The 22,814-nt window shown below is 38.9% G+C and carries 23 protein-coding genes, 1 pseudogene and 1 riboswitch; of the genes and pseudogenes, 19 read left to right on the top strand and 5 right to left on the bottom strand.

Annotated elements, in window-relative coordinates:
* Positions 1 to 216 precede the first annotated feature (216 nt).
* Positions 217 to 993 carry a 30S ribosomal protein S2 gene (gene rpsB / locus SMSK597_RS12235; RefSeq protein ID WP_000268461.1) on the top strand — a complete coding sequence of 259 codons (777 nt, stop codon included), beginning with the start codon at positions 217 to 219 and terminating at the stop codon, positions 991 to 993.
* Between the two features lie 79 nt (positions 994 to 1,072).
* Entirely contained in the window at positions 1,073 to 2,113 is a 1,041-nt protein-coding gene (tsf, locus tag SMSK597_RS12230; RefSeq protein ID WP_000808096.1) for a translation elongation factor Ts, read from the top strand.
* 121 nt (positions 2,114 to 2,234) lie between these two features.
* Here the strand turns inward: tsf and cysK are convergent, their stop codons facing one another.
* From cysK to SMSK597_RS12215, 3 genes are all read right to left on the bottom strand, one after another.
* On the bottom strand, positions 2,235 to 3,161 hold the full coding sequence (gene cysK / locus SMSK597_RS12225) for a cysteine synthase A (protein ID WP_000029883.1): 927 nt from the start codon (positions 3,159 to 3,161) through the stop codon (positions 2,235 to 2,237).
* A gap of 96 nt (positions 3,162 to 3,257) precedes the next feature.
* Positions 3,258 to 3,701 carry a PH domain-containing protein gene (locus tag SMSK597_RS12220; RefSeq protein WP_000863909.1) on the bottom strand — a complete coding sequence of 148 codons (444 nt, stop codon included), beginning with the start codon at positions 3,699 to 3,701 and terminating at the stop codon, positions 3,258 to 3,260.
* Between the two features lie 15 nt (positions 3,702 to 3,716).
* Positions 3,717 to 4,352 (bottom strand): YigZ family protein, encoded by a 636-nt coding sequence (locus tag SMSK597_RS12215; protein ID WP_000394687.1) that lies wholly within the window; start codon positions 4,350 to 4,352, stop codon positions 3,717 to 3,719.
* A gap of 56 nt (positions 4,353 to 4,408) precedes the next feature.
* Between SMSK597_RS12215 and SMSK597_RS12210 the strand changes: the two genes are divergently transcribed.
* The 14 genes from SMSK597_RS12210 (at position 4,409) to SMSK597_RS12160 (ending at position 18,474) form a co-directional block, all read left to right on the top strand.
* Positions 4,409 to 5,707, top strand: coding sequence for an ATP-dependent helicase ComFA (locus tag SMSK597_RS12210; protein ID WP_000867718.1), 1,299 nt, complete (start codon positions 4,409 to 4,411; stop codon positions 5,705 to 5,707).
* A complete protein-coding gene (locus tag SMSK597_RS0103360) occupies positions 5,704 to 6,366 on the top strand; it encodes a ComF family protein (protein WP_000649959.1) in 663 nt (220 codons plus the stop codon). Before SMSK597_RS12210 ends, SMSK597_RS0103360 begins: the two co-directional genes overlap by 4 nt.
* Before the next feature lie 79 nt (positions 6,367 to 6,445).
* On the top strand, positions 6,446 to 6,994 hold the full coding sequence (gene hpf / locus SMSK597_RS12205; RefSeq protein WP_000599100.1) for a ribosome hibernation-promoting factor, HPF/YfiA family: 549 nt from the start codon (positions 6,446 to 6,448) through the stop codon (positions 6,992 to 6,994).
* A gap of 135 nt (positions 6,995 to 7,129) precedes the next feature.
* Positions 7,130 to 9,103, top strand: coding sequence for a GGDEF domain-containing protein (locus tag SMSK597_RS12200; RefSeq protein ID WP_000715140.1), 1,974 nt, complete (start codon positions 7,130 to 7,132; stop codon positions 9,101 to 9,103).
* A complete protein-coding gene (gene rplI / locus SMSK597_RS0103355) occupies positions 9,100 to 9,552 on the top strand; it encodes a 50S ribosomal protein L9 (protein ID WP_000864213.1) in 453 nt (150 codons plus the stop codon). The genes SMSK597_RS12200 and rplI overlap by 4 nt, the downstream gene beginning before the upstream one ends.
* Before the next feature lie 43 nt (positions 9,553 to 9,595).
* The gene (gene dnaB / locus SMSK597_RS12195) at positions 9,596 to 10,948 is read left to right on the top strand and encodes a replicative DNA helicase (RefSeq protein WP_000852490.1); all 1,353 of its coding nucleotides are present in this window, start codon (positions 9,596 to 9,598) and stop codon (positions 10,946 to 10,948) included.
* A 1-nt stretch (position 10,949) separates the two neighbouring features.
* Entirely contained in the window at positions 10,950 to 11,216 is a 267-nt protein-coding gene (locus SMSK597_RS12190; protein WP_001278169.1) for a Veg family protein, read from the top strand.
* A gap of 88 nt (positions 11,217 to 11,304) precedes the next feature.
* Positions 11,305 to 12,423 carry a choline binding-anchored murein hydrolase CbpD gene (gene cbpD / locus SMSK597_RS12185; RefSeq protein ID WP_000698543.1) on the top strand — a complete coding sequence of 373 codons (1,119 nt, stop codon included), beginning with the start codon at positions 11,305 to 11,307 and terminating at the stop codon, positions 12,421 to 12,423.
* A gap of 82 nt (positions 12,424 to 12,505) precedes the next feature.
* Positions 12,506 to 12,608: riboswitch (TPP riboswitch) on the top strand.
* Positions 12,609 to 12,677: 69 nt separating this feature from the next.
* A complete protein-coding gene (locus SMSK597_RS12180) occupies positions 12,678 to 12,968 on the top strand; it encodes a thiamine-binding protein (protein WP_000647666.1) in 291 nt (96 codons plus the stop codon).
* Positions 12,931 to 13,689: an ABC transporter permease gene (locus SMSK597_RS12175; protein ID WP_001257155.1), complete on the top strand. Its 759-nt coding sequence runs from the start codon at positions 12,931 to 12,933 to the stop codon at positions 13,687 to 13,689. Before SMSK597_RS12180 ends, SMSK597_RS12175 begins: the two co-directional genes overlap by 38 nt.
* A gap of 38 nt (positions 13,690 to 13,727) precedes the next feature.
* On the top strand, positions 13,728 to 14,735 hold the full coding sequence (locus SMSK597_RS12170; protein WP_000754563.1) for an ABC transporter substrate-binding protein: 1,008 nt from the start codon (positions 13,728 to 13,730) through the stop codon (positions 14,733 to 14,735).
* Entirely contained in the window at positions 14,735 to 15,463 is a 729-nt protein-coding gene (locus SMSK597_RS0103350; protein WP_000136217.1) for an ABC transporter ATP-binding protein, read from the top strand. Before SMSK597_RS12170 ends, SMSK597_RS0103350 begins: the two co-directional genes overlap by 1 nt.
* A 118-nt stretch (positions 15,464 to 15,581) precedes the next feature.
* On the top strand, positions 15,582 to 16,040 hold the full coding sequence (locus SMSK597_RS12165) for a CtsR family transcriptional regulator (RefSeq protein WP_001211275.1): 459 nt from the start codon (positions 15,582 to 15,584) through the stop codon (positions 16,038 to 16,040).
* A gap of 1 nt (position 16,041) precedes the next feature.
* Complete coding sequence (locus SMSK597_RS12160) at positions 16,042 to 18,474, top strand: ATP-dependent Clp protease ATP-binding subunit (RefSeq protein ID WP_001109717.1); 2,433 nt, start codon at positions 16,042 to 16,044, stop codon at positions 18,472 to 18,474.
* A 71-nt stretch (positions 18,475 to 18,545) separates the two neighbouring features.
* Here the strand turns inward: SMSK597_RS12160 and SMSK597_RS12155 are convergent, their stop codons facing one another.
* Positions 18,546 to 18,776, bottom strand: a complete 231-nt coding sequence (locus tag SMSK597_RS12155) for a hypothetical protein (RefSeq protein ID WP_000933130.1) — start codon at positions 18,774 to 18,776, stop codon at positions 18,546 to 18,548.
* 281 nt (positions 18,777 to 19,057) lie between these two features.
* On the opposite strand from SMSK597_RS12155, the gene SMSK597_RS12150 reads away from it, so the two are divergent.
* Entirely contained in the window at positions 19,058 to 19,756 is a 699-nt protein-coding gene (locus SMSK597_RS12150) for a hypothetical protein (protein ID WP_000730891.1), read from the top strand.
* A gap of 70 nt (positions 19,757 to 19,826) precedes the next feature.
* Here SMSK597_RS12150 and SMSK597_RS12145 read toward each other — a convergent pair.
* Positions 19,827 to 20,054 (bottom strand): annotated as a pseudogene (locus tag SMSK597_RS12145) (tRNA dihydrouridine synthase DusB); the annotation flags it as partial.
* A 129-nt stretch (positions 20,055 to 20,183) separates the two neighbouring features.
* On the opposite strand from SMSK597_RS12145, the gene SMSK597_RS12140 reads away from it, so the two are divergent.
* On the top strand, positions 20,184 to 21,944 hold the full coding sequence (locus SMSK597_RS12140) for a sensor histidine kinase (protein WP_000837599.1): 1,761 nt from the start codon (positions 20,184 to 20,186) through the stop codon (positions 21,942 to 21,944).
* Positions 21,922 to 22,527: a response regulator transcription factor gene (locus SMSK597_RS0103340; protein ID WP_000620479.1), complete on the top strand. Its 606-nt coding sequence runs from the start codon at positions 21,922 to 21,924 to the stop codon at positions 22,525 to 22,527. Before SMSK597_RS12140 ends, SMSK597_RS0103340 begins: the two co-directional genes overlap by 23 nt.
* Positions 22,528 to 22,814 lie beyond the last annotated feature (287 nt).

Raw genomic sequence — 22,814 nt, 5'->3', positions numbered from 1 at the left:
AGGGACTCGAATAGAGCCCTCTTTTCAGGTTTTACCGTGACAATCCCTATTAAAAATCCCATCAAAATAGCTTGAAAATATCGAAAAAGTATGGTAGAATAAAGATTGTCGTGTGAACGATAATACTCATTCTTGATGAATTGTGAAGCAGTTGCCCTTGGGTCGTTTTGCGAGTTGAAGTCAAGAAGAGGAAAAAAACAAAAAGGAGAAATACTCATGGCAGTAATTTCAATGAAACAACTTCTTGAGGCTGGTGTACACTTTGGTCACCAAACTCGTCGCTGGAACCCTAAGATGGCTAAATACATCTTTACAGAGCGTAACGGAATCCACGTTATCGACTTGCAACAAACTGTAAAATACGCTGACCAAGCATACGACTTCATGCGTGATGCAGCAGCTAACGATGCAGTTGTATTGTTCGTTGGTACTAAGAAACAAGCAGCTGATGCAGTTGCTGAAGAAGCAGTACGTTCAGGTCAATACTTCATCAACCACCGTTGGTTGGGTGGAACTCTTACAAACTGGGGAACAATCCAAAAACGTATCGCTCGTTTGAAAGAAATCAAACGTATGGAAGAAGATGGAACTTTCGAAGTTCTTCCTAAGAAAGAAGTTGCACTTCTTAACAAACAACGTGCGCGTCTTGAAAAATTCTTGGGTGGTATCGAAGATATGCCTCGTATCCCAGATGTGATGTACGTAGTTGACCCACATAAAGAGCAAATCGCTGTTAAAGAAGCTAAAAAATTGGGAATCCCAGTTGTAGCGATGGTTGACACAAATACTGATCCAGATGATATCGATGTAATCATCCCAGCTAACGATGACGCTATCCGCGCTGTTAAATTGATCACAGCTAAATTGGCTGACGCTATTATCGAAGGACGTCAAGGTGAGGATGCAGCAGTTGAAGCAGAATTTGCAGCTTCAGAAACTCAAGCAGATTCAATTGAAGAAATCGTTGAAGTTGTAGAAGGCGACAACGCTTAATTTATACAAATAGTAATTACCTAGGAGGGCGGGGCTTAGCCCGGCTCTCCTATTTTCAAAAAAATATAGGAGAATTAAAATGGCAGAAATTACAGCTAAACTTGTAAAAGAGTTGCGTGAAAAATCTGGTGCCGGTGTTATGGACGCTAAAAAAGCATTGGTTGAAGTGGAAGGCGATATCGAAAAAGCGATTGAATTGCTTCGCGAAAAAGGTATGGCAAAAGCAGCTAAGAAAGCTGACCGTGTTGCTGCAGAAGGTTTGACTGGTGTTTATGTTAACGGTAATGTTGCAGCAGTTATTGAAGTAAACGCTGAAACTGACTTCGTTGCGAAAAACGCCCAATTCGTTGAATTGGTAAATACTACAGCTAAAGTTATTGCTGAAGGAAAACCTGCTAACAATGAAGAAGCTCTTGCTTTGACAATGCCTTCAGGTGAAACTCTTGAAGCAGCTTATGTGTCTGCAACAGCGACTATCGGAGAAAAAATCTCATTCCGTCGCTTTGCTTTGATTGAAAAAACAGATGCACAACACTTCGGAGCATACCAACACAACGGTGGACGTATCGGTGTTATCTCTGTAATCGAAGGTGGAGACGAAGCACTTGCTAAACAAATTTCAATGCACATCGCTGCTATGAAACCAACAGTTCTTTCTTACAAAGAATTGGATGAACAATTCGTTAAAGATGAGTTGGCACAATTGAACCACGTTATCGACCAAGATAACGAAAGCCGTGCAATGGTTAACAAACCAGCTCTTCCACACTTGAAGTATGGATCAAAATCTCAATTGACTGATGAAGTGATTGCTCAAGCTGAAGCTGACATCAAAGCAGAGTTGGCTGCAGAAGGCAAACCAGAAAAAATCTGGGATAAAATTATCCCAGGTAAAATGGATCGCTTCATGCTTGACAACACTAAAGTTGACCAAGCTTACACACTTCTTGCACAAGTTTACATCATGGATGATAGCAAGACAGTTGAAGCATATCTTGAATCAGTTAACGCTTCAGTAGTTGAGTTCGCTCGCTTTGAAGTTGGTGAAGGTATTGAGAAAGCTGCAAACGACTTTGAAGCTGAAGTTGCAGCTACAATGGCAGCAGCCTTGAATAACTAATTATAGAAAGGAAGTAAATTTGCTTCCTTTTTTCTATGCAGTCGATCCCTATAGGGAGAGCTTCCTATTTTCAAGGTAAAAACAAAAAGCCCTATAATAAGGGCCAATTGTATTTAGGAGACTAAACTTCAAATTCATAGAGTGCTGTAGAGAGATAACGTTCACCGTTATCTGGTGCTAGAGCAAGGACTTTTTTACCTGTACCTAATTTTTTGGCAACCTCGATGGCTCCGTAGATAGCTGCAGCTGAAGAAATCCCTACAAGGAAGCCTTCTTTTCCACCAATTTCACGTCCGAGTGCAAGAGCATCATCTGATGTTACACGAACGATACCATCATAGGCTTTAGTATCAAGTGTATCAGGAATAAATCCAGCTGAGATACCTTGAATTTTGTGAGGACCAGGTTTTTCACCAGATAGAATAGCAGATTCATCAGCTTCCACTGCATAAACTTGAATGTTTGAATTTGCTGATTTGAGTGCATGAGAAACACCAGAAATCGTTCCACCGGTACCCACTCCAGCAACAAAGGCATCTAGTCCATCTTTACCGAAAGCAGCTAGTATCTCAGCTCCTGTTGTTCTTTCGTGTACTTCTGGATTAGCTGGGTTGTCAAATTGAAGAGGAAGGAAACCATCACGTTCAGCAGCGATTTCTTGAGCCTTAGCAATAGCACCTTTCATTCCCTCGCTACCAGGAGTTAGGACGAGTTCAGCACCATAGGCTTGGATAATCTTACGTCGTTCTACACTCATAGTTTCAGGCATAACGATGACGACTTTATACCCTTTAGCAGCACCTACCCATGAAAGTCCAATACCAGTGTTTCCACTTGTTGCTTCAACAATAGTAGAACCAGGTTTCAGAATACCGTCTTGTTCAGCTTTTTCAATCATGCTAAGAGCAATACGATCTTTTACAGAAGAACCAGGGTTAAATGCTTCAAGTTTTACATAGACATCTGCAGCACCTTCTGGCACAATGTTGTTGAGTTTAACAATCGGAGTTTGACCGATTAGTTCAGTAATGTTGTTATAAATAGACATATGAATACCTCTTTGTATAAGATATCTCTAGTATAACGCTATCTATACCATTTGTAAAATATAGAAATCCTATCGAAGTGATAGGATTTTTTTATATCACAGGTTAAAGCTATTAATTTTCAAGCGATTGTGGTAGGCTAATTCTAGTAAATATGTATAAAGTGGAACGATATCCGTTTTCTTAGGAAATTCAAATTTATGAGAACTAAAATGTTCATTATGTGCTTTTAGAAAGACATTTTCTAAATAAGTAATAGTAATTTCACTATCATCTATACCTGCTCCTGCAGTTTCCATTTCAACATTAATAATGTTCATCAAAAAGATTGATTTAATGGACATCTTACGACCAGTAGCGCCTTGTTTATCTGTAAAGATAATACGGATATTTGTAAATATAATTGAGTCGCGAATCAGTTTATATCCACTTTGAATTTCTTCATTTTCTAGTAGATATTGTCTATATTCTTTGATAAGAGTTTCTTTGTTTTGCTCGCTAAAGTTACCAGCGAGTCCTTGAATGAATTTTCCAAATGCCATATTTTTCTCCTTTGTTTACACTAAGTTTACAGCAACTTCAACTTCGCGTAAACCTTGATCAGTTAAAGTGACTTTTCCATTAAAAAATTCCACAAGTGAAGTTTTAATAGTTTCTTTTTCTTCTTTATCAACATAAATCAGCGTATCGACTTTATCTGTAAAGTTTGTATCCAGCTCCATGAGATCATGTTCCTTAAGAAAGTTACTATACTCTTGGTATTGAGCATAAGACATTTGAATAGCAATGCCAGCCTGTTCTTTTATTTCAATAATACCAATTTCTTTGACAGCTAAGGCGACACTGCCGGCGTAAGCACGAATTAGTCCTCCAGCGCCTAGTTTAATACCACCAAAGTAGCGTGTCACGACCACACAGACATTAGTGAGATTGTGATTTTCTAGTACCCCAAGCATGGGAACGCCAGCAGTGCCACTAGGCTCGCCATCATCACTTGTACGTTTGATTTCACTACGTTCCCCAATGATAAAAGCCGAGCAGTTATGCGTCGCTTTGTAGTGTTCTTTTTTGATGGTGGTAATGAAGTCACGAGCCTCTTCTTCGCTATAAACACGCTTGGCATGACAGATAAAGCGGGATTTTTTGATTTTTTCTTGGACTTGTCCGTCCTCTTTAATTGTTTTAAATTCCATGATTTAATTGTACTAAAAAATCATCTAAAGCGCTAGGTTTTTACGAATAAAGAAGTATGAAAGTAAATCCAAACTATCTCGGTCGTTTGTTTACTGAGAATGAATTAACAGAAGAGGAATGTCAGTTGGCGGAGAAATTTCCAGCAATGAGAAAGGAGAAGGGGAAATTTTTCTGTCAACGTTGTAATAGTACTATTCTAGAAGAATGGCATTTGCCCATTGGTGCTTACTATTGTCGGGAGTGCTTAATTATGAAGCGAGTCAGGAGTGATCAAGCTTTATACTATTTCCCACAGGAGGATTTTCCGAAGCAAGATGTTCTTAAATGGCGTGGTCAATTAACTCCTTTTCAAGAGAAGGTGTCAGAGGGATTGATTCAAGCAGTAGACAAGCAAGAGCCAACTTTAGTTCATGCGGTGACAGGGGCTGGAAAGACAGAAATGATTTATCAAGTAGTAGCTAAAGTGATCAATGCGGGTGGTGCAGTATGCTTGGCTAGTCCTCGCATAGATGTTTGTTTGGAGCTGTACAAGCGCCTGCAAGATGATTTTGCTTGCGAGATATCTTTACTACACGGAGAATCAGAGCCGTATTTTCGAACACCACTAGTTGTTGCGACAACCCATCAGTTATTGAAATTTTATCAAGCTTTTGATTTGCTGATAGTGGATGAAGTAGATGCTTTTCCTTATGTTGATAATCCAACACTTTACCACGCTGTCAAGAATAGTGTAAAGGAGAATGGACTGAGAATCTTTTTAACAGCGACTTCGACCGATGAGTTAGATAGAAAGGTCCGTTTAGGAGAATTGAAACGATTGAGTTTGCCTAGACGATTTCATGGAAATCCGTTGATTATTCCTAAGCCAGTTTGGTTATCGGATTTTAATCGCTATTTGGATAAGAATCGTTTGTCACCAAAGTTAAAGTCTTATATTGAGAAGCAGAGAAAGACAGCTTATCCGTTGCTTATTTTTGCATCAGAAATTAAGAAAGGGGGGCAGCTAAAAGAAATCTTACAGGAGCAATTTCCAAATGAGAAAATTGGTTTTGTGTCTTCTGTCACAGAAGATCGATTAGAGCAGGTGCAAGCTTTTCGAGATGGAGAACTGACAATACTTATCAGTACGACAATCTTGGAGCGTGGAGTTACCTTCCCTTGTGTGGATGTTTTCGTAGTAGAGGCCAATCATCGCCTTTTTACCAAGTCTAGCTTGATTCAGATTGGTGGACGAGTTGGGCGAAGTATGGATAGACCGACAGGAGATTTGCTTTTCTTTCATGACGGATTAAATGATTCAATCAAGAAGGCAATTAAGGAAATTCATCAGATGAATAAGGAGGCGGGGCTATGAAGTGCTTGTTATGTGGGCAGACTATGAAGGATGTTTTAACTTTCAGTAGTCTCTTACTTCTGAAGAATGATGCCTCCTGTCTTTGTTTAGATTGTGATTCTACTTTTGAGAGAATTGGAGAAGAGTACTGTCCAAACTGTATGAAAACAGGATTGTCAACAAAGTGTCAAGATTGTCAATTTTGGTGTAAAGAAGAAGTTGAGGTCTCTCATAGAGCTATTTTCACTTACAATCAAGCTATGAAGGATTTTTTCAGTCGGTATAAGTTTGATGGAGACTTCCTGTTAAGAAAAGTTTTCGCTTCATTTTTAAGTGAGGAGTTGAAAAAGTACAAAGAGTACCAATTTGTAGTCATTCCATTAAGTAAGGAGAGATATGCTGATAGAGGATTTAATCAGGTTGAGGGCTTGGTCAATGCAGCAGGATTTAAGTACCTGGATTTGTTAGAGAAAAGAGAAGAACGAGCCAGTTCTTCTAAAAGTCGTTCAGAGCGTTTGGGGACAGAATTTCCTTTCTTTATTAAAAGTGGAGTTACTATTCCTAAAAAAATCCTACTTATAGATGATATTTATACTACTGGAACAACTATAAATCGTGTGAAGAGACTGTTGGAAGAAGCGGGTGCTGAGGATGTGAAAACATTTTCCCTTGTAAGATGAGGAAAAAATTTGCAAAAATAGAATGAAAGCGTTATAATAAAATCATAAAAACAAAAATGTTTAGAAAGAAGGTACTCATATGATTAAATATAGTATCCGTGGTGAAAACCTAGAAGTAACAGAAGCAATTCGTGATTATGTAGTTTCTAAACTCGAAAAGATCGAAAAGTATTTTCAAGCTGAACAAGAGTTGGATGCTCGAGTTAACTTGAAGGTGTATCGTGAAAAAACTGCTAAAGTGGAAGTAACGATTCCGCTTGGCTCTATTACTCTTCGTGCAGAAGATGTGTCTCAAGATATGTATGGTTCAATTGACCTTGTAACCGATAAAATTGAACGTCAGATTCGTAAAAATAAAACAAAAATTGAGCGTAAAAATAAAAATAAGGTAGCAACTAGTCAATTATTTACAGATGCTTTGGTGGAAGATCCAAATGTTGTCCAATCTAGAGTTGTTCGTTCAAAACAAATTGATTTAAAACCAATGGATTTGGAAGAAGCTATTCTACAGATGGATTTGTTGGGACATGATTTCTTTATCTATGTGGATGTTGAAGATCAAACAACTAATGTGATTTATCGTCGTGAAGATGGCGAGATTGGCTTGTTAGAAGTTAAAGAATCTTAATTTCAATATGTGTAAAGGTAGGTTTACTGAGTTGTAAACCTCCTTTTTCTTAGAGTTTGTAGAATTACTGATTACACTTTTAAAAAGTCGCTTTTTGGTGGTTATTATGGTATAATGGGTGCCAAGAGGTTTGGAATGAAAAAATTTTATGTAAGTCCTATTTTCCCCTTAATATTAGGAATAGTGGCGTTTGGAGTGCTATCTGTGCAACTTGTTTTTGTAACTAATACACTGGTAACGCTATTTCTTTTGCTACTTATTTTGGGTTCATATATTTTACTATTTATCCATCAGAGAGACTACTACTCAAGGAGTGAAGTAGAACAAATCCAGTATGTAAACCACCAAGCTGAAGAAAGTTTGACAACCTTGTTAGAACAGATGCCAGTCGGAGTTATTAAACTAGACTTATCGTCAGGTGAAGTTGAATGGTTCAATCCTTACGCTGAATTGATTTTGACTAATGAAGTGGGCGAGATTGATGTGGCATTAATTCAAACAATTATCAAGGCATCGGTAGGAAATCCAGGTTCTTATGCTACCTTGGGTGAGACCCGCTATTCGGTTCATATGGACAAGGTGTCTGGAGTTCTTTACTTCTTTGATGTGTCTGGAGAATACGAAGCGACTGTTGAGTTAGTAACGAGTCGACCTGTGATTGGGATTGTTTCTGTTGACAACTACGATGATTTAGAAGATGAAACATCAGAGTCTGATATCAGTCATATCAATAGTTTTGTAGCCAATTTTGTTTCAGAATTTGCTGGTAAACATGCCATGTTCTCCCGTCGAGTAAGTATGGATCGCTTTTATCTATTTACGGACTACACGGTACTTGAGGAATTGATGAATGATAAATTTTCTGTTATCGATGCTTTCAGAGAAGAGTCGAAACAGAGACAGTTGCCATTGACCTTAAGTATGGGATTTTCTTATGGTAATGGAAATCATGATGAGATAGGGAAAGTTGCATTGCTCAACTTAAACTTGGCTGAAGTGCGTGGTGGCGATCAGGTGGTTGTCAAGGAGAATGACGAAACAAAAAATCCCGTTTATTTTGGTGGTGGATCTGCTGCCTCAATCAAACGTACACGGACCCGTACGCGCGCTATGATGACAGCTATTTCAGATAAGATTCGAAGTGTGGATCAGGTTTTTGTAGTTGGTCACAAAAATCTTGATATGGATGCTTTGGGTTCTGCTGTAGGTATGCAGCTATTTGCTAGTAATGTAACAGAAAATAGTTATGCTCTTTATGATGAAGAACAAATGTCTCCAGATATTGAACGAGCAGTTTCATTCTTAGAAAAAGAAGGAGTTACGAAGTTGTTGTCTGTTAAGGATGCAATGGCGATGGTGACCAATCATTCTTTGTTGATTCTTGTAGACCATTCAAAGACAGCCTTAACATTATCAAAAGAATTTTATGATTTATTTACACAGACCATCGTTATTGACCACCACAGAAGGGATCAGGATTTCCCAGACAATGCAGTTATCACTTATATCGAAAGTGGTGCAAGCAGTGCCAGTGAGTTGGTAACGGAATTGATTCAGTTCCAGAATTCTAAGAAAAATCGTTTGAGTCGTATGCAAGCAAGTGTCTTGATGGCTGGTATGATGTTGGATACTAAAAATTTCACCTCACGAGTGACTAGTCGGACATTTGATGTTGCTAGCTATCTCAGAACGCGCGGAAGTGATAGTATTGCTATCCAAGAAATCGCTGCGACAGATTTTGAAGAATATCGTGAGGTCAATGAACTGATTTTACAGGGGCGTAAATTAGGTTCAGATGTACTGATAGCAGAGGCTACGGATTCGAAATGCTATGATACAGTTGTTATTAGTAAGGCAGCAGATGCCATGTTAGCTATGTCAGGTATTGAAGCGAGTTTTGTTCTTGCGAAGAATACACAAGGATTTATCTCGATCTCAGCTCGCAGTCGTAGTAAGCTGAATGTACAACGGATTATGGAAGAGCTGGGAGGTGGAGGCCACTTTAATTTGGCAGCAGCTCAAATTAAGGATTTAACCTTATCAAAAGCAGGTGAAAAACTGACAGAAATTGTATTAAATGAAATAAAGGAAAAGGAGAAAGAAGAATGAAAGTAATCTTTTTAGCAGATGTTAAAGGAAAAGGTAAAAAAGGCGAAATTAAGGAAGTACCAACAGGGTATGCACAAAACTTTCTTATCAAAAAGAATTTAGCAAAAGAAGCGACTGCTCAAGCGGTAGGTGAGCTTCGTGGTAAACAAAAATCTGAAGAAAAAGCTCACGCTGAGATGATTGCAGAAGCAAAAGCAATTAAAGCCCAACTTGAAGCAGAAGAAACTATTGTAGAATTTGTTGAAAAAGTTGGTCCAGATGGTCGTACCTTTGGTTCTATTACCAATAAGAAGATTGCAGAAGAATTGCAAAAGCAATTTGGAATTAAGATTGATAAACGTCATATTCAAGTACAAGCTCCGATTCGAGCGGTTGGTTTGATTGATGTGCCAGTGAAAATCTATCAAGATATTACAAGTGTAATCAATCTTCGTGTGAAAGAAGGATAAGTTTACACCTTCTTGACAAGATTGTAAAAGGAAGGGAAGTCTGATGGCAGAAGTAGAAGAGTTACGAGTACAACCTCAAGATATCTTAGCTGAGCAATCCGTTTTGGGAGCTATCTTTATTGATGAGAGTAAACTTGTTTTTGTGCGAGAATACATTGAGTCTCGGGACTTTTTTAAGTATGCCCATCGTTTGATTTTCCAAGCCATGGTTGATTTATCCGATCGTGGTGATGCCATAGATGCAACAACGGTTCGTACTATCCTTGATAATCAAGGTGATTTACAGAATATTGGTGGCCTGTCTTATCTGGTTGAGATTGTCAATTCTGTGCCAACTTCTGCTAATGCGGAGTATTATGCTAAAATTGTTGCAGAAAAGGCTATGTTACGGCGATTAATCGCCAAGTTGACAGAGTCTGTCAATCAAGCTTACGAGGCTTCGCAACCAGCTGATGAAATCATTGCTCAGGCAGAAAAAGGGCTGATTGATGTCAGCGAAAATGCTAATCGAAGTGGATTTAAGAATATTCGAGATGTGTTGAATGTCAACTTTGGAAATCTGGAAGCTCGATCGCAACAAACGACCGATATTACAGGGATTGCGACAGGCTATCGTGATTTGGATCATATGACGACTGGTCTTCATGAGGAGGAGTTGATTATCTTAGCAGCTCGTCCGGCGGTTGGTAAGACAGCTTTTGCCTTGAATATCGCTCAGAACATTGGGACTAAGTTGGACAAAACTGTTGCTATTTTTTCACTGGAAATGGGTGCGGAAAGTCTAGTGGATCGTATGTTGGCGGCAGAAGGTTTGGTGGAATCGCATTCTATCCGTACGGGGCAATTGACCGATGAGGAATGGCAAAAGTATACCATTGCTCAAGGGAATCTAGCGAATGCAAGTATCTATATCGATGATACGCCAGGTATTCGGATTACAGAGATTCGTTCTCGTTCTCGTAAATTGGCTCAAGAAACTGGAAATCTTGGTTTGATTTTGATAGACTATTTGCAGCTTATCACGGGAACTGGTCGAGAAAATCGTCAACAAGAGGTTTCAGAAATTTCACGTCAGTTGAAAATCCTAGCAAAAGAACTGAAAGTTCCAGTAATTGCTCTAAGTCAGCTTTCTCGTGGTGTAGAACAACGTCAGGATAAGAGACCGGTCTTGTCTGATATTCGTGAATCTGGGTCTATTGAGCAGGACGCTGATATCGTAGCCTTTCTTTATCGTGACGATTACTATGAGCGTGGTGGTGAAGAAGAGGAAGGTATACCGAATAATAAGGTAGAAGTTATCATTGAGAAAAACCGTAGTGGAGCTCGTGGAACGGTGGAATTAATTTTCCAAAAAGAATACAATAAATTTTCAAGTATCTCAAAGAGGGAGGCATAAGATGTCAGATGCATTTACAGATGTAGCCAAGATGAAAAAAATCAAAGAAGAAATCAAGGCACATGAGGGACAAGTCGTAGAAATGACTTTGGAGAATGGTCGTAAGCGCCAAAAAAATAGATTGGGCAAGCTAATTGAGGTTTATCCATCCCTATTTATCGTTGAATTTGGGAACGTTGAAGGAGATAAACAAGCTAATGTTTACGTTGAATCCTTTACTTACTCAGATATCCTTACAGAAAAGAATTTGATTCATTATCTTGACTAAAGTGAGAAATTTTCTCACTTTTTCTTTTTTCTCCGAATAATTTAGGTGAAGGTAATCTTCAATTTATATTATTTTTCAAGGAGGAAGAATGAAAATTTTACCGTTTATAGCAAGAGGGACAAGTTATTGTTTGAAGATATCAGTTAAAAAGGTTGTTCCTTTTTTAGTAGTAGGATTGATGCTAGCAGCGGGTGATAGTGTCTATGCCTATTCTGGAGGGAATGGATCGATTGCGCGAGGGGATGATTATCCTGTTTATTATAAAAATGGGAGCCAGGAGATTGATCAGTGGCGCATGTATTCTCGTCAGTGTACTTCTTTTGCAGCCTTTCGTTTGAGTAATGTCAATGGTTTTGAGATTCCAAGGGCTTATGGAAATGCGAATGAATGGGGCTATCGTGCTCGTCGTGAAGGCTATCGTGTAGATAATACACCGACGATTGGATCCATTGCTTGGTCTACTGCAGGAACTTATGGGCATGTTGCTTGGGTGTCAAATGTAATAGGAGATGAGATTGAGATTGAAGAATACAATTATGGAATAAGGGAATCTTACAATAAGCGCGTCGTGAAGGCGAATACTATGACTGGTTTTATTCATTTTAAAGATTTAGCTGGTGGCAGTGTTGGGAATAGTCAATTCTCAGTTTCAACAGGAGGAACACATTATTTTAAGACTAAGGCTGCTATCAAAAATCAGCCTCTAGCTAGCGCAACTGCAATTGATTACTATTATCCTGGGGAGAATGTTCATTATGATCAAATTCTCGAAAAAGACGGCTACAAGTGGTTGAGTTATACGGCTTATAACGGAAGTCGTCGTTATATCCAGCTAGAGGTAGTAACCTCTTCACAGAATTATCAGAATCAATCAGGAAATAGCTCTAACTATGGATCCAATAACAGTTCAACTGTCGGTTGGAAGAAAATAAATGGTAGTTGGTATCATTTCAAATCAAATGGCTCTAAATCAACAGGCTGGTTGAAGGATGGTTCTAGTTGGTATTATTTGAAATCATCTGGTGAAATGCAGACAGGCTGGTTAAAGGAAAATGGTTTGTGGTATTATTTGGATAGTTCAGGGGCAATGAAAACAGGCTGGTATCAAGTTTCTGGTAAGTGGTATTATTCTTACTCTTCAGGTGCCTTAGCTGTTAATACGACGGTGGATGGCTACAGAGTAAATAGTGATGGAGAACGAGTATAGAAAATTGGAGTAGGAAGTTTTTCCTGCTCTTTTCTGTAAGCAGTTTCCTTGACATTTTTTTTGTTTTGCGCTATCATATGTCCATATAATATATGGGAGTCTGTGTACAGTCTGAGAGGAAGTGTTAAACTTCGACCGCACCTGATCTGGGTAATGCCAGCGTAGGGAACGATACTTAGTCTAATTCTGCACCTTTTCCATATATGGTAAAGGTTTTTCTTTTTACCAAAGGAAAACGAGAAGAGGAGGTTTTTATGAAAGCAAGCATTGCCTTGCAAGTTTTACCCCTAGCACAGGGGATTGATCGAATAGCTGTTATCGATCAGGTCATTGATTATCTGCAAGTTCAAGAAGTGACTATGGTGGTGACACCATTTGAAACGGTCTTGGAAGGGGAGTTTGATGAACTTATGCGCATTCTCAAAGAAGCGTTGGAAGTAGCAGGACAGGAGGCAGACAATGTCTTTGCTAATGTCAAAATAAATGTAGGAGAGATTTTAAGTATTGATGAGAAGCTTGAAAAGTATACTGAGACGACACATTAGTCTATTGGGTTTTCTGGGAGTCTTGTCAATCTGGCAGTTAGCAGGTTTTCTTAAACTTCTCCCCAAGTTTATCCTGCCGACACCTCTTGAAATCCTCCAGGCCTTTGTTCGTGATAGAGAATTTCTCTGGCACCATAGTTGGGCGACCTTGAGAGTGGCTTTGCTAGGTCTAATTTTGGGAGTCTTGATTGCCTGTCTCATGGCTGTACTTATGGATAGTTTGACTTGGCTCAATGACTTGATTTACCCTATGATGGTGGTTGTTCAGACTATCCCGACTATTGCGATAGCTCCTATCCTGGTATTGTGGCTCGGTTATGGGATTTTGCCCAAGATTGTCTTGATTATCTTGACGACAACCTTCCCCATCATCGTCAGCATTTTGGACGGTTTTAGGCATTGTGACAAGGATATGCTGACCTTGTTTAGTCTGATGCGGGCCAAGCCTTGGCAAATCCTGTGGCATTTTAAAATTCCAGTCAGTCTGCCTTACTTTTATGCAGGTCTGAGGGTCAGTGTCTCCTACGCCTTTATCACAACAGTGGTATCTGAGTGGTTGGGAGGCTTTGAAGGACTAGGTGTTTACATGATTCAGTCCAAGAAACTGTTTCAGTATGATACCATGTTTGCTATTATTATTCTGGTATCGATTATCAGTCTTCTGGGTATGAAGTTGGTCGATATTAGTGAAAAATATGTTATTAAATGGAAACGTTCGTAGAATAAGAATGTTTCTGAAAAAGAAAAGAGGAAATTGAAATGAAGAAAACATGGAAAGTGTTTTTAACTGTTTTAACAGCTCTTGTAGCTGTTGTGCTTGTGGCCTGTGGCCAAGGAACTGCTTCTAAGGATAATAAGGAAGCAGAACTTAAGAAAATCGACTTTATCCTAGACTGGACACCAAATACCAACCACACAGGGCTTTATGTTGCCAAGGAAAAAGGCTATTTCAAAGAAGCTGGAGTGGATGTTGACTTGAAATTACCACCAGAAGAAAGTTCTTCTGACTTGGTTATCAATGGTAAGGCACCATTTGCAGTCTATTTCCAAGACTATATGGCTAAAAAATTGGAAAAAGGAGCAGGAATCACTGCCGTTGCAGCTATCGTAGAGCACAATACATCAGGAATCATCTCTCGTAAATCTGACAATGTAAGCAGTCCAAAGGACTTGGTTGGTAAGAAATACGGAACTTGGAATGACCCAACTGAACTTGCTATGTTGAAAACCTTGGTAGAATCTCAAGGTGGAGACTTTGAGAAGGTCGAAAAAGTACCAAATAACGATTCAAACTCGATCACACCGATTGCCAACGGAGTCTTTGACACTGCTTGGATTTACTACGGTTGGGATGGTATCCTTGCCAAATCTCAAGGCGTAGAGGCTAACTTCATGTATTTGAAAGACTACGTCAAGGAATTTGATTACTACTCACCGGTTATCATCGCCAACAACGACTACCTTAAAGACAACAAAGAAGAAGCTCGCAAAGTTATCCAAGCTATCAAAAAAGGCTACCAATATGCTATGGAGCATCCAGAAGAAGCAGCTGATATCCTCATCAAGAATGCACCTGAACTTCAGGAAAAACGTGACTTTGTCATCGAATCTCAAAAATACTTGTCAAAAGAATACGCAAGCGACAAGGAAAAATGGGGGCAATTTGATGCAGCTCGCTGGAATGCCTTCTACAAATGGGATAAAGAAAATGGTATCCTTAAAGAAGACTTGACAGACAAAGGATTCACCAACGAATTTGTAAAATAATGACAGAAATAAGACTAGAACACGTCAGTTATGCCTATGGTCAGGAGAGGATTTTAGAGGATATCAATCTGAAAGTCACTTCAGGTGAAGTGGTTTCTATTCTGGGCCCAAGTGGTGTAGGAAAGACCACCCTCTTTAACTTAATTGCTGGGATTTTAGAAGTCCAGTCAGGGCGAATTGTTCTGGACGGTGAGGAGAATCCCAAGGGGCGCGTGAGTTATATGTTGCAAAAGGACTTGCTCTTGGAGCACAAGACGGTGCTTGGTAATATCATTCTGCCCCTCTTGATTCAAAAGGTGGATAAGGCAGAAGCTATTGCTCGCGCAGATGAAATTCTTGCGACCTTCCAGTTGACAGCTGTACGAGACAAGTATCCTCATGAACTTAGTGGCGGGATGCGCCAGCGTGTAGCCTTGCTTCGAACCTACCTTTTCGGGCACAAGCTCTTTCTCTTAGATGAGGCCTTTAGCGCCTTGGATGAGATGACCAAGATGGAACTCCACGCTTGGTACCTTGAGATTCACAAGCAGTTGCAGCTAACAACCTTGATTATTACTCACAGTATCGAGGAGGCTCTCAGTCTCAGCAATCGCATCTATATCTTGAAAAATCGCCCTGGGCAGATTGTTTCAGAGATTAAACTAGATTGGTCTGAAGGTGAGGACAAGGAAGTTCAAAAGATTGCCTACAAACGTCAAATCTTGGCAGAATTAGGCTTAGATAAGTAGAAAAATAGGGAGTTGGTGAAGATTATCCTTTACCAGCGCCCTTTTTCTTTTAAAAATGAGAAAATTTCGGTATAATAGTCAAAGATAGTCAAGGTTTAAAGAGAGAGGTGGGTTTGTAATGAGATTTAAAAATACATCGGATCATATTGAGGCCTACATCAAGGCGATTTTAGATCAATCTGGAATTGTGGAGTTGCAACGTAGTCAGTTGGCAGATACCTTTCAGGTTGTCCCTAGTCAGATTAACTATGTGATCAAGACACGCTTTACGGAAAGTAGAGGCTACTTGGTTGAAAGTAAGCGTGGTGGTGGAGGCTACATTCGTATAGGACGAATTGAGTTTTCTAGTCATCATGAAATGCTCCGAGAGCTGCTTTATTCGATTGGTGAGCGGGTCAGTCAAGAAATTTATGAGGATATTCTCCAGCTTTTGGTTGAGCAGGAATTGATGACCAAGCAGGAGATGAATTTGCTGGTAGCAGTAGCTTTGGATCGCGTTCTAGGAGAAGAAGCTCCAGTCCTTCGAGCTAATATGCTACGACAGGTCATACAAGAGGTAGATAGAAAAGGGAAGTAAGATGAACTATTCAAAAGCATTGAATGAATGTATCGAAAGTGCCTACATGGTTGCTGGCCATTTTAGAGCTCGTTATCTAGAGTCTTGGCACTTGTTGATTGCCATGTCCAATCACAGTTATAGTGTGGCAGGGGCCACTTTAAATGATTATCCATATGAGATGGACCGTTTAGAAGAGGTCGCTTTGGAACTGACTGAAACGGACTATAGTCAGGATGAAACCTTTACGGAATTGCCGTTCTCCCATCGTTTGCAGGTCCTTTTTGATGAAGCAGAGTATGTAGCGTCAGTGGTTCATGCTAAGGTGCTGGGAACGGAGCATGTCTTTTATGCGATTTTGCATGATGGCAATGCCTTGGCGACTCGTATTTTGGAGAGGGCTGGTTTTTCTTATGAAGACAAGAAAGATCAGGTTAAGATTGCTGCCCTACGTCGAAATTTAGAAGAACGGGCAGGCTGGACTCGTGAAGACCTCAAGGCTTTACGCCAACGTCATCGTACAGTAGCTGACAAGCAAAATTCCATGGCCAATATGATGGGCATGCCGCAGACTCCTAGTGGTGGTCTCGAGGACTATACGCATGATTTGACAGAGCAAGCGCGTTCTGGCAAGTTAGAGCCAGTTATTGGTCGGGACAAGGAAATCTCGCGTATGATTCAAATCTTGAGCCGGAAGACTAAGAACAATCCTGTCTTGGTTGGGGATGCTGGTGTCGGGAAAACAGCTCTGGCGCTTGGTCTTGCCCAGCGTATTGCTAGTGGTGATGTGCCTGCGGAAATGGCTAAGATGCGCGTGTTAGAGCTTGATTTGATGAATGTCGTTGCAGGGACACGCTTCCGTGGTGACTTTGAAGAACGTATGAACAATATCATCAAGGATGTTGAAGAAGATGGCCAAGTTATCCTCTTTATTGATGAACTTCACACTATCATGGGTTCTGGTAGTGGGATTGATTCAACTCTGGATGCGGCTAATATCTTGAAGCCAGCCTTGGCCCGTGGAACTTTGAGAACGGTTGGTGCCACCACTCAGGAAGAGTACCAAAAACACATCGAAAAAGACGCAGCCCTTTCTCGTCGTTTCGCCAAAGTGACGATTGAAGAGCCAAGTGTGGCAGACAGCATGACCATTTTGCAAGGTTTGAAGGCGACTTATGAGAAACATCACCGGGTGCAAATCACAGATGAAGCGGTTGAAACAGCCGTCAAGATGGCTCATCGTTACTTGACTAGTCGTCACTTGCCAGACTCTGCTATCGATCTCTTGGATGAAGCAGCAGCAACAGTGCAAAATAAAACTAAAAATATAAAAGCAGACGATTCAGATTTGACTCCAGCTGACAAGGCCTTGATGGATGGTAAGTGGAAACAAGCTGCTCAACTAATTGCTAAAGAAGAGGAAGTGCCTGTCTATAAAGACTTGGTAACAGAGTCTGATATTTTGACTACCTTGAGTCGCTTGTCAGGTATCCCAGTCCAAAAACTGACCCAAACGGATGCCAAGAAATACTTAAACTTGGAAGCTGAATTGCACAAACGTGTTATCGGGCAAGATCAAGCTGTTTCAAGCATTAGCCGTGCCATTCGCCGTAATCAGTCAGGAATTCGCAGTCACAAGCGTCCGATTGGCTCCTTTATGTTCCTAGGACCTACAGGTGTCGGGAAGACTGAATTAGCCAAGGCTTTGGCGGAAGTTCTTTTTGACGACGAATCAGCCCTTATCCGCTTTGATATGAGTGAGTATATGGAGAAATTTGCAGCCAGTCGTCTCAACGGAGCTCCTCCGGGTTATGTGGGCTATGAAGAAGGTGGGGAGTTGACAGAGAAGGTTCGCAATAAACCCTATTCCGTTCTCCTCTTTGACGAGGTAGAGAAGGCTCATCCAGATATCTTTAATGTTCTCTTGCAGGTCTTGGATGACGGTGTCTTGACCGATAGTAAGGGCCGCAAGGTCGACTTTTCAAATACCATTATCATCATGACGTCAAACCTTGGTGCGACAGCCCTTCGTGATGACAAGACCGTTGGTTTTGGAGCCAAGGATATTCGTTTTGACCAGGAAAATATGGAAAAACGCATGTTTGAAGAGTTGAAAAAGGCTTATAGACCTGAGTTTATCAACCGTATTGATGAAAAGGTAGTCTTTCATAGCCTATCTAGTGACCATATGCAGGAAGTGGTGAAGATTATGGTCAAACCTTTAGTGGCAAGTTTGGCTGAAAAAGGTATTGACTTGAAATTACAAGCTTCAGCACTGAAATTGTTGGCAAATCAAGGATATGACCCAGAGATGGGAGCTCGTCCACTTCGTAGAACCCTACAAACAGAAGTGGAGGACAAGTTGGCAGAGCTTCTTCTCAAGGGAGAATTAGAGGCAGGCAGCACACTTAAGATTGGTGTTAAAGCAGGCCAGTTAAAATTTGATATTGTATAAAAACGAGGTCGGGACAAAGTTCCCGACCTCTTTATGTACCATCATGAGATGGTTTTGTGTTGCGAGTGTTTTTAGGGATGCCTATCTTTCTTAGAATTGCTCAACATGTGAGTAAAAAAGTCTTTGTATCGATATTTGAGATATTTTTCGTGTAGGAATAACAAAGCTATATAGAAAATCATAAAGACTGTCGTCAGATAGAAGACATCAAATGCAGTTCGCGAATAGTAAGTGGCTGATTGATAAGAGCCAATAGCTCCCAAAATCAACCAAGGAAGATACTTATAATACTTATTTAGCATAAGAGTGCACCTCCTATATCTATTTCGATGGTATTATATCCCTTTTTCTAAAACAATGCAAACGATTACATAAAAACAAATTTAAATTTTTAACAGGAAAATCTCCTGTTTTTCTGTTTTATTACGAATAGAAGAGTAGGAGGAGTAAAGGTGTTTAAATTATGTGAGATTTTTAAAATAGTTTATTTAAATAAATCGTTGACATATTCAAATCTTAATGTTACAATTATATTACAAAAATATTTCTTAATATTTCGAAAACATTACAAAGGAGTAGAGAAATGAAAAAGAAAACCTATATCAAATTAATGGCAGCAACTGTATTGGCTTCTACCTTGCTATTGGGAGCTTGTGGGAATAAAAAGGAAACAACTCAGGCAAGCAGTTCTGCTAAAACAAGCCAATCATCAAGCTCCAAAGCAGCTTCTGCTAGCAAAGAAAGCAAGACTCAGAAGTCCTCAAGTTCAGCTTCATCTGAAAAGGCCAAGGCATCTACTGATCAATCTTCAGCAACTGCAACGCCATCACAAGCGGCACCTGCACCAGAGCAAAGACAAGGTCAAGAAGTGTCTAATCAACAGGCAGCTAGTCAACAAACTCCTGCTCAGGCTCCTTCAACTCAACAGGCTCCTCAAGCCCAGTCTAACCGATCAAGCTATGATCCTACAACTGACCGCAAACTTCAAGACAAGCAAGCAGAGCAAAATAAACGCTACAAGGGTGTTTTAACCATGGTAGATGGTGATTTCTCAGCTGCAGCGGGCAACTGGAAGGGAGCCAATGGCGAAACCATCACAGTTTCATCAGGTGGTCAATTTACAGTAGAATCTGCAGATGGAAAGAAAGAAAATTACTCTATCAAGGGCTATTCTTATACTCTTGATGATGGTAAGTATAATGCCAAAATCGGTGGAGGGAAAGTCATCCAAATTACAACAGGAGCGGATGGTAAGGTTTCCAGCGTTGCTTTGAGTCAATAATAGCTCTCAGTATTTGAATTTTTACAGTCAAAAACCCGTAAACTTTAAGAGAGTTATGGGTTTTAAACTATTAAGCCTTATCCAGTTGCAAGAGGGCTTCAATCTCTGCTAGGGTGTTGGCTTGTGAAATGGCTCCACGGAGTTTGGCAGCGCCAGATGTTCCACGGAGGTAGTGAGGAGCGAGTCCACAGAATTCACGAACTGCGACGTTTTCCCCTTTGAGGTTAATCAAGCGTTTCAAGTGTTCGTAGGCGATTTTCATCTTATCTTCAAAAGTCAAATCAGGTAGGATTTTACCTACAAGAAGATTGTATCAGTTATATTTCGAAAGAAAAAAGAATAAATTTAACTATAAAACCTGTCTTATTGAATGAAAAAATGGTAGAATAAACATCAATATCAAGTGAAATGTGGAGTGTTGCAAACAATGAAGTCAAAAATGTTTCGATTTTATTTTGTTTTGTTATTTATTTTCTTTTTTTATTTTTCATTTTCAATATTTAACCGAACGTACAGTGGAATCACCGTAGATAAACATGATAATGAGTGGATAGTTAGACAAGTCCATAATCTGGGAAGCTTTGCGAATCATCAAGGGATAATAGGGTCATCTATTATACAAATAGACGGTCAGAATCCAGATAGTAATTTCTTATTATCTCGATTTTTAATTGTTGAACCGCTTCATTCTGTGACAGTGTTAGATAAAGGAATTTCAAAGACTTTAATAATAGAATCTGGGAGATCAAGCCAAATTATCTTTCTTGTTTTATCAATCATTGCTTTTCTGATTCTACTGTTATTTCGCTTATACATAAAAGGTAGAAGTAGAGGAAAAACTGGAAAACGATATTTTTATTTTATTATTTATACTAGTCTGATGTTATTATCAATTATTCCATCAAGTATAGGAGATGTATTTGGTCGTAGTCTATTAATTTCATACTTGACTTTATTTCCATTATTCATGGATATTTTCATTAGAGTGTTAGTCCTGAAGATAAAAGGTTCAACCATTTCTAACTTTTCTCGTATTATACTGGGCTATTCACTCATCACTCAACTTTTGTTTGTTTATAATCTTATACAGCCCATTGATTTTTTGACCATCTTTTTTTCTAGGGGGGTATTTTATTTAGTATTTTTCTTTTTAGTTATCCTACTGTTAAAGATGCTTATAAATTACTCTCAGATAAGAGAAATGTTGCCAATTCATACCTTATTTTTAGCAGTTCTTGCCTTATTTCCTCTATTTTTTGGATATATTTTTCCGATTGGTAAGGAAGTTTCGTTTATTTATAGTATTCCTCTATTGTTGCTTATTTTGTTCTCTATTGTAAATAACTTGATACTAGAGCGAATGGTATATGTTGCTTGGAAGTGGAACCCGTTCATATATAACTTGATATTTGCCGTTTTTTTTACTAGTCTAATTATTCTTTTTAGTCTGTTATTAAGAGAATTTTCTCCAATTTTTTTCGTTCTTTACACTTTTCTCTTTTCGCTGACTTTGTTACCTGAAATAAGGAAAATGATGTTGATTAGCCATAAAATGGAGGGAATCTTTAGTAGTTTTCATACTTTTGTAGCTACTGAATTGGAGCGGGAAGAAATTGCAACGTTTATACATGATACTACAATTCAGAAGGTTATTTATTATAAAAAGCAGTTAGAAATTAGTGAACAAATTAATAGGGTAGCTTTATTAGAGATGTTGGATGATATTGTCTTTGAATTAAGAGATTTATGTTCCAATATCTATCCTTTAATGGTGCATGAATTAGGGCTGAAAGAATCTATTACTAGCATATTAAACCAATTCATGAAGATGGAAACTGTTTCGATTATGACAACTTTTTCAATAGATGAAGAAAAAGTTAATGATAAAGTGGGCACGTTTGTATTAAGGACAGTTAAAGAACTAGTAAATAATAGTATTCTTCATGGGAATGCTAGAGAAATTACTGTAGATTTATCTACAAAAGAAAAGATTTTATCAATTGAAGTTATAGATGATGGTATTTTTAAGGGAAACTATCAGTCTAATGAACATCATTTTGGTTTAAATAGAATTGTAAAGAAGGTTCATTTATTGGGGGGAACTGTTCAGATAAATATAGAACCTACAAGTGTGAAGATACGAATACCTATAGAAGGGAAGAAAAATGATTCGTTTAGTTTTGATTGATGATCACAGTTTAGTATTACAAGGATTGGAGAACTATTTTTTAAAGGAAGATGATTTTAAAATTGTTGGTTCCTATACAGAAGTAGCAGATTTACTTCTCTGTCTTAAGAATGAAAAGGTAGATGTGCTAGTTATGGATTTTATGTTGAAAGGAGTAACGGCATTTGATGTTATTAGTCAAATAAATAGATTTCTGAATACAGTTCCCAAGATAGTTCTTTTATCAGGATTTTATGATACTTTGTTACATAAGAGAGCGATGGATTTTGGGATTCAAGCTTTTTTACCCAAAGAAAGTTCTTATTTGGATGTTAAAAGTGCAATTTATGCTGTTTATAAGGGAAATCACGTTATCCCAGATGGTTTGATAGAAAAGCAAGAAAATAATCTATTGACAGATACGGAGTTAAGTGTATTGGAACTTATTGTAAAAGAATATTCTAATGAAAAGATAGCAAATAGTTTATTTGTCAGCAGGAGAACGGTGGATACCCATGTTTCCAATATTTGTTCAAAGTTGGGAGTGACGAGTAGAGTTGGAGCTGTACGTGAGGCTATTCGATTAAATCTAGTATCTTTATAATTTATCCTAAAAAGGCAAGAAGGTTTTCGTAAATTACGGATTCTTTCTTGTCTTTTTTTGTTTAAGATAGAGTCAGTTTAAAAGATTGGAGAAGGATATGCTAACAGTAGATTATTTACTTGGAGACAATAAAAATCGCTATTTTGGTAGAGGGTATAAGAGGACGACTTATGAAGTTAATACTCTTCAAAAATCTCTTCAAACTACGTCAGCGTCGCCTTGCCGTATATAGGTTACTGACTTCGTCAGTTCTATCTACAACCTCAAAGCAGTGCTTTGAGCAGCCC

Origin of the sequence: Streptococcus mitis SK597, from assembly GCF_000148545.1 — a bacterium.
Taxonomy (GTDB): Bacteria; Bacillota; Bacilli; order Lactobacillales; family Streptococcaceae; genus Streptococcus; species Streptococcus mitis_C.
This window is presented reverse-complemented; position numbering and strand designations above follow the sequence as displayed.

Coding starts and splice junctions, on each gene's coding strand:
- rpsB (WP_000268461.1), top strand. CDS start 217: ATGGCAGTAATTTCAATGAAACAACTTCTTGAGGCTGGTGTACACTTT.
- tsf (WP_000808096.1), top strand. CDS start 1,073: ATGGCAGAAATTACAGCTAAACTTGTAAAAGAGTTGCGTGAAAAATCT.
- cysK (WP_000029883.1), bottom strand. CDS start 3,161: ATGTCTATTTATAACAACATTACTGAACTAATCGGTCAAACTCCGATT.
- SMSK597_RS12220 (WP_000863909.1), bottom strand. CDS start 3,701: ATGGCATTTGGAAAATTCATTCAAGGACTCGCTGGTAACTTTAGCGAG.
- SMSK597_RS12215 (WP_000394687.1), bottom strand. CDS start 4,352: ATGGAATTTAAAACAATTAAAGAGGACGGACAAGTCCAAGAAAAAATC.
- SMSK597_RS12210 (WP_000867718.1), top strand. CDS start 4,409: ATGAAAGTAAATCCAAACTATCTCGGTCGTTTGTTTACTGAGAATGAA.
- SMSK597_RS0103360 (WP_000649959.1), top strand. CDS start 5,704: ATGAAGTGCTTGTTATGTGGGCAGACTATGAAGGATGTTTTAACTTTC.
- hpf (WP_000599100.1), top strand. CDS start 6,446: ATGATTAAATATAGTATCCGTGGTGAAAACCTAGAAGTAACAGAAGCA.
- SMSK597_RS12200 (WP_000715140.1), top strand. CDS start 7,130: ATGAAAAAATTTTATGTAAGTCCTATTTTCCCCTTAATATTAGGAATA.
- rplI (WP_000864213.1), top strand. CDS start 9,100: ATGAAAGTAATCTTTTTAGCAGATGTTAAAGGAAAAGGTAAAAAAGGC.
- dnaB (WP_000852490.1), top strand. CDS start 9,596: ATGGCAGAAGTAGAAGAGTTACGAGTACAACCTCAAGATATCTTAGCT.
- SMSK597_RS12190 (WP_001278169.1), top strand. CDS start 10,950: ATGTCAGATGCATTTACAGATGTAGCCAAGATGAAAAAAATCAAAGAA.
- cbpD (WP_000698543.1), top strand. CDS start 11,305: ATGAAAATTTTACCGTTTATAGCAAGAGGGACAAGTTATTGTTTGAAG.
- SMSK597_RS12180 (WP_000647666.1), top strand. CDS start 12,678: ATGAAAGCAAGCATTGCCTTGCAAGTTTTACCCCTAGCACAGGGGATT.
- SMSK597_RS12175 (WP_001257155.1), top strand. CDS start 12,931: ATGAGAAGCTTGAAAAGTATACTGAGACGACACATTAGTCTATTGGGT.
- SMSK597_RS12170 (WP_000754563.1), top strand. CDS start 13,728: ATGAAGAAAACATGGAAAGTGTTTTTAACTGTTTTAACAGCTCTTGTA.
- SMSK597_RS0103350 (WP_000136217.1), top strand. CDS start 14,735: ATGACAGAAATAAGACTAGAACACGTCAGTTATGCCTATGGTCAGGAG.
- SMSK597_RS12165 (WP_001211275.1), top strand. CDS start 15,582: ATGAGATTTAAAAATACATCGGATCATATTGAGGCCTACATCAAGGCG.
- SMSK597_RS12160 (WP_001109717.1), top strand. CDS start 16,042: ATGAACTATTCAAAAGCATTGAATGAATGTATCGAAAGTGCCTACATG.
- SMSK597_RS12155 (WP_000933130.1), bottom strand. CDS start 18,776: ATGCTAAATAAGTATTATAAGTATCTTCCTTGGTTGATTTTGGGAGCT.
- SMSK597_RS12150 (WP_000730891.1), top strand. CDS start 19,058: ATGAAAAAGAAAACCTATATCAAATTAATGGCAGCAACTGTATTGGCT.
- SMSK597_RS12140 (WP_000837599.1), top strand. CDS start 20,184: ATGAAGTCAAAAATGTTTCGATTTTATTTTGTTTTGTTATTTATTTTC.
- SMSK597_RS0103340 (WP_000620479.1), top strand. CDS start 21,922: ATGATTCGTTTAGTTTTGATTGATGATCACAGTTTAGTATTACAAGGA.